Origin of the sequence: Massilia genomosp. 1, from assembly GCF_011682185.1 — a bacterium.
GTDB lineage: Bacteria > Pseudomonadota > Gammaproteobacteria > Burkholderiales > Burkholderiaceae_D > Telluria_A > Telluria_A rubra.
In genome coordinates this window covers 93,298-102,866 of the sequence record NZ_WHJF01000010.1, presented here as the reverse complement: position 1 = coordinate 102,866, position 9,569 = coordinate 93,298, and the positions used below count along the sequence as shown (strand labels likewise).

Genomic DNA, 9,569 nt, shown 5'->3' with positions numbered 1-9,569 from the left:
ACCGCCGGCTCTGCCAACCGAAGCCGGAATCAACATGCCCAAAATGGACATTGGCACCAACGAGCAGACCGAAGAATGCTCCCTAAACAATCTGTAAATACTGTCTCAAATAGTTTGACACGCTCCGGATTCTCTGCTCGACGCTGGCGCGATTGAGCAGTATCTCGCGGATGAGCGCATTTCCACTAAGGACAATGCTGACGGTTTTATTCCTGCCGAGGGAGCGGGTGCGGTCTTGCTCAGTCGCGATGCGAGCGACGCGCCAGGCCTGTGGATTGAAGCGGTCGCAACCGCTCAAGAGCCCTGGCGCTTCGAATCCGATTTGCCTGTCCGCGCACTTGGCCTGACCCAAGCGATCCGCAGTGCAGCACAAGCGGCCGGTACGGAAATCGCATCGCTCGACTTCCACGCCAGCGGGATGACAGGCGAGGGCTGGTACGCCAAGGAAGTTAATCTGGCACTATCGCGCTGCCTGGAACGCAAGAAGTCTGATTTTCCGCACCTGATCGTTACCCGTAGCGTGGGCGAAACCGGCGCTGCTGCGCCCTTGTTGTCGCTCGCGTGGCTGGCAGCGCTGATGGGTCGTACCACGACAGGGCCTGGCAGCGCCGGACTACTCCATTTCGCTGGCGATGACGGGCAGCGCTCGGCGCTGGTCGTACGCCACCGCACAGCTTCTTCTCTCGCGAAATAGACAGGAAAATTCATGCAAACCCACGTTTATGCGAACGACCAGGAGATCGCGTGTAAAGCAGCCGGTCAAGACGGTATCTCGCCACAAGCTTTCCCCGATCCATGCTGGAGTCCAGCGGGGCCGCCCGCCGGGCCGGTCGTCATTCCTTATCCAAATACGTGTTTTGCTGAAAGCATTTCCAATGGCACCAGCACGATCCGCATCTGCGGCAAGGAAAGTGCTATCGAAGATCATTCGTATTTTGCAACCAGTACCGGAAATGAACCGGCGACCCAGGCGTTTGGCAAGGGTGTGGCTACCAGTGTAATCACTGGCAAAGCGTATTTCACGCAATGGTCGTTCGATGTGGTGTTCGAAGGGTTTGGGGTGCCCAGGCACACCGACATGGTGAGTCACAATCACGGGTCAATGCCAAGCAATACACCGCTGTTTCCCTACTTGTCGCGCAGCTGGGGAGGGCATGCTTGCGATGACGAACAAGACCGTATTAAACGCGCTTGCCGGCCTGAAAAAGATGAGTCGGAAGCGAAGAGAGAAATCAAGGGGAAAAGCAAGCTAGGTGGACTTCTCAAAGACGCCAGAAAGGCAAGCAAAATCAGAAAGGAGCTAGCCAAAGCGGCGAAGGCCAAAAGCAAACTCGACAAGGAAAAAAACAATCCCAAAGACGGCAAAAAAACGGCACCCGTCAAAGAAAAGGAAAAGGTGCGCGACAAGGATGGATGGCATTGGACCGACGATCATTGTGATGGTCTGGATACTGCTATCCCCAGCCTGGAAGAAGGCGTGGCTTATGCCAAAGAGATGGAAAAGGTGTTTGAAAGTTTGCCGAGCGAACTGAACATTCTTAATGGACTCAAATCGCAACTGCAGGAAATGGTGACCGATGCGGCGGGCAAGGCGGCCGGGAAGTGGCTTGGCAAGGCAGCGTTAAAACAGGCTGGCGGAAGCGCTGTACCGGCCGTAGGTAACATCTTGATGGGAATTTGGTCGGTTGTTGACGCCGCCGTGGCAGTTGGTGACATTATGGAAATCAAGAAGGTTGCCACTGAATCGCTCGCGAAGCTCGACGTGTTGAAAGCCAAGCTGGACGATTTGAAAAGCTTGACTCAAAGGTTTGCCGATTTCAAGAAGCTAAAACCCGAGGAACAACTTAAAATTGGCCAACGCCTCGCAAGCGATGGTCAAGACATGCTGGCAACGGTGAATGACTGCACACGTGCCCGCAAGTGCAATCTCGTCCCCTATTCCGGGGAAGGATTGGGCAACACGTTTCGCGTTGAGGAAGTAGTTAAGCAGAAAGGGAAGCCGCCGATTGAAGTAGTCAACCCAGAGACGCGTATCGTTCGCGTCACCGCCAAAAAACATCCAAACAAGGTGGAGCCATCCGATAATGGCGGGTGCTGCGACGGTCAGACTGGGCATCATCTGGTATCGGGGGCTTCGGTAAAGGCAGACTGTCCGGCCTATGACCACGATGCGGCGCCGACAGTCTGCGCTGAGGGGACGAGCCAACATATGGGTAGCCATGGTCGTGTACATGATGAACTTGCTCGTGCACACAACGTGTTGGATAAGAAAGGCAAAGTAGCAGGCGATGGTACGATGAGCATGAGTGACGCTTTGGACAGCGCAGCCGATTCTCATGAAAAAGCATTTCCGCTCTCGAAATGTTCAAAAAAATGCATTCGGGCCCAATTGGAAGCCTACTATCAGGCTTGCAAAAATACCCGTCCAAAGATGGTGGACAAAAATGCCACGCCGGTCAAAATGCCGAATACTGGACGAGAATAATCACCTCAGCTTATAAGGAGTTAATTTTGGCACCATTTTTAGATAAAGAACGTTGGGTCGAAGTATTCGAAGGGTTTGTAATCGTCGACTTGGCAATTCAAGAAAAAGGCGTGTTGAAAATATGTGCTAGAAAGGATATCCCTCAGCGTGAGGCATCATTGATGTTCGATGCAGACATCCCTACGCGCATTATCGGCCTGTTCACTGAATTCCCAGCCGGAGACAATTGTGGTTTCCAAGAGTTAGAAGGGATGACGTTACCGGTTGTCGGTGTATCGCGTGCGCCATTTTCGCACCCCACCGGCTTGGTCGCTTCAAAAAACAGAAATGGCGATGTTTGGCCGCGTGGCAATGGGAATGGTCCGATGGAGCATATTGCGCCTGGCATGTCCCCGTTCCCTGAGAAACTTAAGTGTATTGAAGGAACTACGTATTCGGTTGGTGCTTGCCGTTGTATATACAAGCGCGTTGAAGCCGGAAAATGGGTGCCATTTCAAGATGGTTTCCCGACGGTCGAGCCTTCCACGAATCTAGGTTTCCGTGATCTAGACGCGTTTTCCCCCTCCGACATGTATGCAGTCGGGGGCCATGGCGATGTGTGGCACTATGACGGCACGCAATGGCGTCAGATGGGCTTTCCCAGCAATGTGCAACTTGCTACTGTGACTTGTGCGGGCGACGGCAACGTTTACATCTCTGGCGAAGGTGGAAGTCTGTGGGTGGGCGAAAAATCGACCTGGAAATCGATCTACCAAGGTACCTCTAGTATTCATTGGAATGATGTGTTGTGGTTCCAGAACCGGCTTTGGTTATCCTCCGATTATCAATTCCGCCAGTGGCATCGCAACAAACTCATTCCTGTCGAGCACGAAGGGAAAATCGTCCCGATTGCCGGGCATATGGACGCTTTCGATGGCTTACTTGCCATCGCGAGCCTGGATTCAGTCATGAGCTTCGATGGTCAAAAATGGACTGATCTTGTGTCGCCCTATATTGACTAAGCTCACAGGCGGGTGATGCACGTCTGACGACGTTGCCGATTCCCGTTTTTTTCGGGCATTACGTTGGCAACAAGCTAGCAGCGTCGTACTACAGGCCTAATGCCGGCTAGTTAACCGCGAATGAGCCAGAATGCCGAGCCCATTTGCCGATTAGCGCGCCCTCACCGCTCCGGATTTAGCGCCTGAAATCAGTCATGAAATTCGATTTTCAGCAATCGTCCAAATTGGTTTTTCTGCATGAATAAGCGCACCTACCCATCGGCCGATTCAGGGCTGCCCTATAAAGCCCTGGCATTGTTGTTCAATTATCCGAGGGTTTAGTGAAGATGTCGCGTTTTCGTGCAAAACTGTGGACGAGAATGCTTCTCCTGCATCGTCAGGTACTGAACCGTAATTATCTCATCAGCCATCGCGAATCCCTATTCTGTCAAGAGCTTCGACGGCCAGAAATGGTCTACTTTGGTTTCTCCCTATGACTAAGCACATTTACCCGTCGGCCAATTCATGACTACCCTGTCCATTCCCAGGATCATTGCTCCACTTATTCGACGGCATAGCGAAGATGCTGCGTTTTATTGGGGGTTGATTGATGCCTCCATCAATGCCCCACGCCTGAGTTTGGATACTGTGGCCCGGTTTGGGGACATGCTCGACGCCCATCTCGAAGGCTTGAAGGTGGCCGGCCCTGACGGCTGGGGACCGTGCCTGGCATCCCTGGAACGGTGGCGAAAGCCTGCGGATGCGTTCGTTTGCGCTCATCAGGCATTTACCTTGGGCGACGCTGCGGCGATCGATGCATTGCTGATGCAGATTCGCCAACGTCCAGATGAACTGCTACGCGGCGTTATCAGCGCTCTCGCCTGGCAAGCGCCGGTGCACGCAGCGGCAATCATCCGCCAATGGACCGGCACCAATAGTGAAATTATCCAGCAAGTAGCGGCATTACGGGCGGCGGCACTGGTCGACACCGATGCTGCGGGTTTGCTCGGCCAACCGATCGAGCATTTTCTGGACAGCCCGGATAGCCATGTCCGTACGGCTGCATGCCGTTTTGCTGCTACAGTGCCACCCGGTGTCGCGCCTGACGTGGCATTGACCCGATGCTTGGCCGATTCCGCCGTTATTGTCCGGGCCGAGGCATCCATCGCGCTCCACGCGCTCGGCCGCCAGAAAGCCAAAGTCGACGAAGAAAAAGGCATCGACCTCGCAAACACCCTCTGGCAGTGCGTGGTCGGTCAGGTCACTGCGGTGAACGAATCCACAGGCTGGTACCGGCACCAGGCTGTACGCAGGCTCCAGCGCTGGGTGCGCAATCTGGCGACAATGGTCCCGCTTGGGCACGACAAAATTTCCGAGCTGCTGGACTTCGTGCCAGCGCGGATCGGCTTGCGCTTTATCGCCTGCCACGGCGACCCGGCATACCTGCCTTACGCAATCGCGCGCATGGCGAACCCGGACACCTGCCGTTACGCGGGCTGGGTATGGGAGACCATCACCGGCATTGATCTCGAATCGGCAGCGCTGAGTTTGCCTGAGCCTCCGCTGGCGCCGGAAGACGATGGAATAAGCGACGCGCGTGTCGATGCCGATCATGATTTGCCGCTGCCAGACATGGATGCAATCGCACGCTATGCGACGGCGCATCTGGCGCCCGGCCAGCGTACGCTGGCCGGGCAGGCCTTGACACCGGCATTTGCCGTCGCCGTGCTGGAAACAGCGCCGCAGGCCACGCGCAGTCTGGCTTGCCAGTTCCTCCGTCTATCCTATCCGCAGTTAAAACTGTCGTCCCGGGCTCAGATCGGGGTTCAACGCGCCGCCATCGAGCGGTTGCGGCGCGTGTTAGTCGAAGAGGCATTGCGCTGAGCCCTGCACTTTATCCATTGGGCGACGCGAGCTTGTTGGCCAAGCGCATACGGTGCCCCAAGGCCCGCGTTCACATTTTTATCGGTGCGACGCAATGGTGCGCTCGCAATTCGGCCATGATGCCGGCAATGCACTGCTCAACCTCGAGCTCGATTGAGGGCTTGGCCACCCTTGGCCCTGCCCCTGAAGGTCGCCTCTGCCTTCTCCCCGGTCTGGTATTTCCAAGGCGCGGCTGGCGCAAGTAGGGTGGGCACCAGTGCCCACCTGCACAGTCCGGGACGCGGCGCGGGTACGCTGATGGGCAAAATTGCCCACCCTACGTCGGGCATGTATCAGCGTCGGGTGGGCGGGGCCGCTGCGGCACGACGTGCCCACCAGCATAGCCCGAAACTTCTCAAGCCAGCTTGGCAAACACCCGGCGCGCCGCCGCGATGGTTTCTTCGATCACCGCGTCATCGTGCTGCGCCGACACAAAACCCGCCTCGAACGCGGCCGGCGCAAAGTACACGCCTTCGTCGAGCATCGCGTGGAAAAACGCATTGAAACGCGTTTTGTCGCCCGCCATCATCTCGGCATAGCTGCCCGGCACTTCTTCGCTGAAGTAAATCCCGAACATCCCGCCCACCGCATCGGCGCAGAAAGTCACGCCCGCCTCCTTGGCCGCTTGCGCCAGTCCGGCCGCCAGCTTTGCCGTCTGCGCCGTCAGCTTCTCGTAGAAACCCGGCTGCTGGATCAGTTTGAGGGTGGTCATGCCGGCCGCCACCGCCACCGGATTGCCCGACAAGGTTCCGGCCTGGTACACCGCCCCGATCGGCGCCATGTTCTGCATCAGTTCGGCGCGACCGCCGAAGGCCGCCACCGGCATTCCACCGCCGATGACCTTGCCCAGCGCGGTCAGGTCCGGCACGATGTCGTACAGCGCCTGCGCCCCGCCCAGCCCGACGCGGAAGCCGCACATGACTTCGTCGAAAATCAAGACCGCGCCATGCTTGGTACACAGCGCGCGCATGGCCCGCAGGAACTCCGGCGTGGCCTTGATCAGGTTCATGTTGCCGGCCACCGGTTCCACGATCACGCAGGCGATGGTGTCGCCCATCGAGGCGAACGCGTCTTCCAGCTGGGCCACATTGTTATAGTCGAGCACCAGGGTGTGCTTCACAAAATCTTCCGGCACGCCGGCCGAGGTCGGGTTACCGAAAGTCAGCAAGCCGCTGCCGGCCTTGACCAGCAGCGAGTCGGCGTGGCCGTGGTAGCAGCCTTCGAACTTGACGATCTTGTCGCGCCCGGTGGCGCCGCGCGCCAGGCGCAGCGCGCTCATGGTCGCCTCGGTGCCGGACGAGACCAGCCGCACCTGCTCGATCGACGGCACCAGGCGGCAGATTTCTTCGGCCATCAGGATTTCGCCTTCGGTCGGGGCGCCGAACGACAGGCCGCGCGCGGCCGCGTCCTGCACCGCTTTGACCACGTCCGGATGGGCGTGGCCGACGATGGCCGGCCCCCACGAGCCGATGTAGTCGATATAGCGCTTGCCGTCCGCGTCCCAGAAGTAGGGACCTTCGGCGCGGGTGATGAAGCGCGGCGTGCCGCCCACCGATTTAAAGGCGCGCACCGGCGAATTGACGCCGCCGGGAGTGGTTTTCTGGGCGCGCGCGAACAGCGTGTTGTTCAGGGAGTCTGTGGTCATGGCTTGCTCGATAAGGAAATGGGGTGGGCGAAAAATTTGTTGGGCACCAGCTTGCCCATGCCGAAGCGCTGCGCGTTGGCCAGCGCGCCGACGGTGAACTCCTGGGCCGCCTGGATGGCGTCGATCGGTTCGAACTGGCGCGCCAGGAACGCGGCCAGCGCGCCCGACAAGGTGCTGCCGGCGCCGACAAACGGGCCGGGAAAATGCTGCCAGTTGAAGGTGCCGATCACGCCGTTCTCGTCGAACAGGGTGTTGGCCAGCTGCGCCCCGGCGCCCGTGCCGCTGGTGCCGGTACACTTGACCAGCACGTACTGGCAGCCCATGCCGGTCAGTTCCAGCACGTCTTCCTTGAGCATGTCGCCGCCGCCGTCGCGCCAGGTCTCGGCCATGCGCGCCAGTTCCACCTGGGTGAGCAGCAGCACGGTCGCCTGCGGCACCAGGATCTGGCGGATCGCGCCGAGCATGTCGTCGTCGGCCAGGCCCGAATCGGGCAGGCTCGACAAGAACGGGTCGAGGATCAGCGGCACGTCCGGATAGTCGGAGACGATTTCGGCAATCGCCGAGGCTTGCTCGATGCTGGTCAGCGCCCCCACCTTGAAGGCCGCCACCGGCATGTCTTCGAGCACCACGCGGGCCTGGTCGCAGACCCAGTCGGCGTCGACTTCCTGCACGTCTTCGACCCGCGCGGTGTCGGAAATGAGAATGCCGGTCATGACCGACAGGCCGTGGCAGCCGAGGGCCGAAAAACACGCCAGGTCGGCCTGGATGCCGGTAGCGCCTATGGGGTCGGACACGCCGAACGTTAAGATCAGAGGAGAAGTTTGGATTTGCACGGCCGGTAGATTAAGATGCCTGATTCGGCATTTTACTAGATAGAAGGGTAGTCCAACGTGAGCAGCAATGAATCAACCGGCGCAGCAGGCGCCGCTTTCCAGACCTGGATGTGCCTGATCTGCGGCTGGGTCTACGACGAAGCCGCCGGCATCCCCGAAGAAGGCATCGCCCCCGGCACCCGCTGGGCCGATGTGCCCATGAATTGGACCTGCCCCGAGTGCGGCGCCCGTAAAGATGACTTCGAAATGACAGTTATCTGATTGGCATGAGGCTTATTGCCGACACATGTTGATCAGCCGCAACATTAAGGGGACAAAAGGGTTGCCCTATGATATCGTTCATGCTCATGCCGAGTGAAACTGAATATGACGACATTGCCGCAACCGAACGTACTGAAAATCATGGTGATCGACGACAGCAGCACGATTCGTCGTTCGGCCGAGATTTTCCTCACCCAGGCGGGCTATCAGGTGGTGCTGGCCGAAGATGGCTTCGATGCCCTGGCCAAGATCAACGACCATCATCCGTCGCTGATCTTCTGCGACATCCTGATGCCGCGCCTGGATGGCTACCAGACCTGCGCGCTGATCAAGCGCAGTGCGCGTTTTCACGCCACCCCGGTGTTGATGCTGTCGTCGAAAGACGGCCTGTTCGACCGGGCGCGCGGCCTGATGGTCGGTTCCTCCGCCTACCTGACCAAACCTTTTAGCAAAGACAGTCTGCTTAGCGCGGTGCGCGAGCACACTGCCGATACCGTTTCAAAATAATTACTGGAGCCTCCCGTGGCCATACAAAAAATCCTGATCGTTGACGATTCCCCGACCGAGCGTTACTACCTGACCGACATCCTGGTCAAAGCCGGCTTCACCGTGACCACCGCCGAAAACGGCGAGGAAGCGCTGCTCAAGATCAAGGACGACAAACCTGAACTGATCCTGATGGACGTGGTCATGCCTGGCGCGAACGGCTTCCAGGTTACCCGCACCATCGCGCGCGACCCTGAGCTGGGCGACGTGCCGATCATCATCTGCAGCAGCAAGAACCAGGAAACCGACCGTGTCTGGGGCCTGCGCCAGGGCGCGCGCGACTACATGGTCAAGCCGGTCGACGCCGAACTGCTGCTGGCGAAGATCGCCGCCCTCGGCGGCGCCTAAACCGTGAGCGACGTCGATTTCGCCCCAGTCGCCTCCGCGCCTACCGATGGCGCCGGCCGCCGCACCCGCCTGCGCCAGTACCAGGTGCAGCTGCTCGAACGCATGCAGGCGGCCCGTACCAACAGTGGCGCGCGCGTCAACCAGCTGGGGGTCTTGATCGGCGCCGAGCGCTTCCTGCTCGACCTCACCCAGGCCGGCGAAATCGTGCCGGTGCCGCCGGTGACGGTGGTGCCGCTGACGCAGCCGTGGTACCTGGGCCTGGCCAATATCCGGGGCAATCTGGTTGGGTTGATCGATTTCGCGCGCTTCCAGGGAGGCTCCGAAACGGTGGCCGGCCCGGACAGCCGGATCGTCACCCTGGCCACCCACCTGGGCTTTAACTGCGGCCTGCTGGTGGCCCGCGTGTACGGCCTGCGCCACGCCGGTGACATGGAAGTCACCGGCGACAGATTACGCGATACCGACGCGAACGAATGGATCCCGCTCGACCTGGCGGCCCTCGTCACCGATGCGCGGTTTTTGCACGTTGGATTTTAAGCCGCAGTCAT

At 59.0% G+C, this 9,569-nt stretch carries 10 protein-coding genes; 8 read left to right on the top strand and 2 right to left on the bottom strand.

The genetic code is table 11. The annotated features are described in order from the left end of the window. Positions 1-235 precede the first annotated feature (235 nt). From F1735_RS06105 to F1735_RS06090, 4 genes are all read left to right on the top strand, one after another. Entirely contained in the window at positions 236-694 is a 459-nt protein-coding gene (locus F1735_RS06105) for a hypothetical protein (protein ID WP_167236093.1), read from the top strand. A 12-nt stretch (positions 695-706) separates the two neighbouring features. Continuing rightward, positions 707-2,485: a PAAR-like domain-containing protein gene (locus tag F1735_RS06100; RefSeq protein ID WP_167236092.1), complete on the top strand. Its 1,779-nt coding sequence runs from the start codon at positions 707-709 to the stop codon at positions 2,483-2,485. Positions 2,486-2,511: 26 nt separating this feature from the next. Beyond that, entirely contained in the window at positions 2,512-3,486 is a 975-nt protein-coding gene (locus tag F1735_RS06095) for a hypothetical protein (RefSeq protein ID WP_167236091.1), read from the top strand. A 504-nt stretch (positions 3,487-3,990) separates the two neighbouring features. Beyond that, positions 3,991-5,349: a hypothetical protein gene (locus F1735_RS06090; protein WP_167236090.1), complete on the top strand. Its 1,359-nt coding sequence runs from the start codon at positions 3,991-3,993 to the stop codon at positions 5,347-5,349. Positions 5,350-5,743: 394 nt separating this feature from the next. On the opposite strand, the gene hemL is transcribed toward F1735_RS06090, so the two are convergent. Then, positions 5,744-7,033 carry a glutamate-1-semialdehyde 2,1-aminomutase gene (gene hemL / locus F1735_RS06085; protein ID WP_167236089.1) on the bottom strand — a complete coding sequence of 430 codons (1,290 nt, stop codon included), beginning with the start codon at positions 7,031-7,033 and terminating at the stop codon, positions 5,744-5,746. Continuing rightward, complete coding sequence (thiD, locus tag F1735_RS06080) at positions 7,030-7,866, bottom strand: bifunctional hydroxymethylpyrimidine kinase/phosphomethylpyrimidine kinase (protein ID WP_167236088.1); 837 nt, start codon at positions 7,864-7,866, stop codon at positions 7,030-7,032. Before thiD ends, hemL begins: the two co-directional genes overlap by 4 nt. A 108-nt stretch (positions 7,867-7,974) precedes the next feature. Here thiD and F1735_RS06075 point away from each other — a divergent pair, with 108 nt between their 5' ends. The 4 genes from F1735_RS06075 to F1735_RS06060 all read left to right on the top strand — a co-directional run bounded on the left by F1735_RS06075 (position 7,975) and on the right by F1735_RS06060 (position 9,558). Beyond that, entirely contained in the window at positions 7,975-8,127 is a 153-nt protein-coding gene (locus tag F1735_RS06075) for a rubredoxin (protein WP_054268606.1), read from the top strand. Between the two features lie 105 nt (positions 8,128-8,232). Next, a complete protein-coding gene (locus F1735_RS06070; protein ID WP_126076625.1) occupies positions 8,233-8,634 on the top strand; it encodes a response regulator in 402 nt (133 codons plus the stop codon). Between the two features lie 15 nt (positions 8,635-8,649). Continuing rightward, positions 8,650-9,021, top strand: coding sequence for a response regulator (locus F1735_RS06065; RefSeq protein WP_166871988.1), 372 nt, complete (start codon positions 8,650-8,652; stop codon positions 9,019-9,021). 3 nt (positions 9,022-9,024) lie between these two features. Beyond that, a complete protein-coding gene (locus F1735_RS06060) occupies positions 9,025-9,558 on the top strand; it encodes a chemotaxis protein CheW (protein ID WP_368737892.1) in 534 nt (177 codons plus the stop codon). Positions 9,559-9,569: the final 11 nt, after the last annotated feature.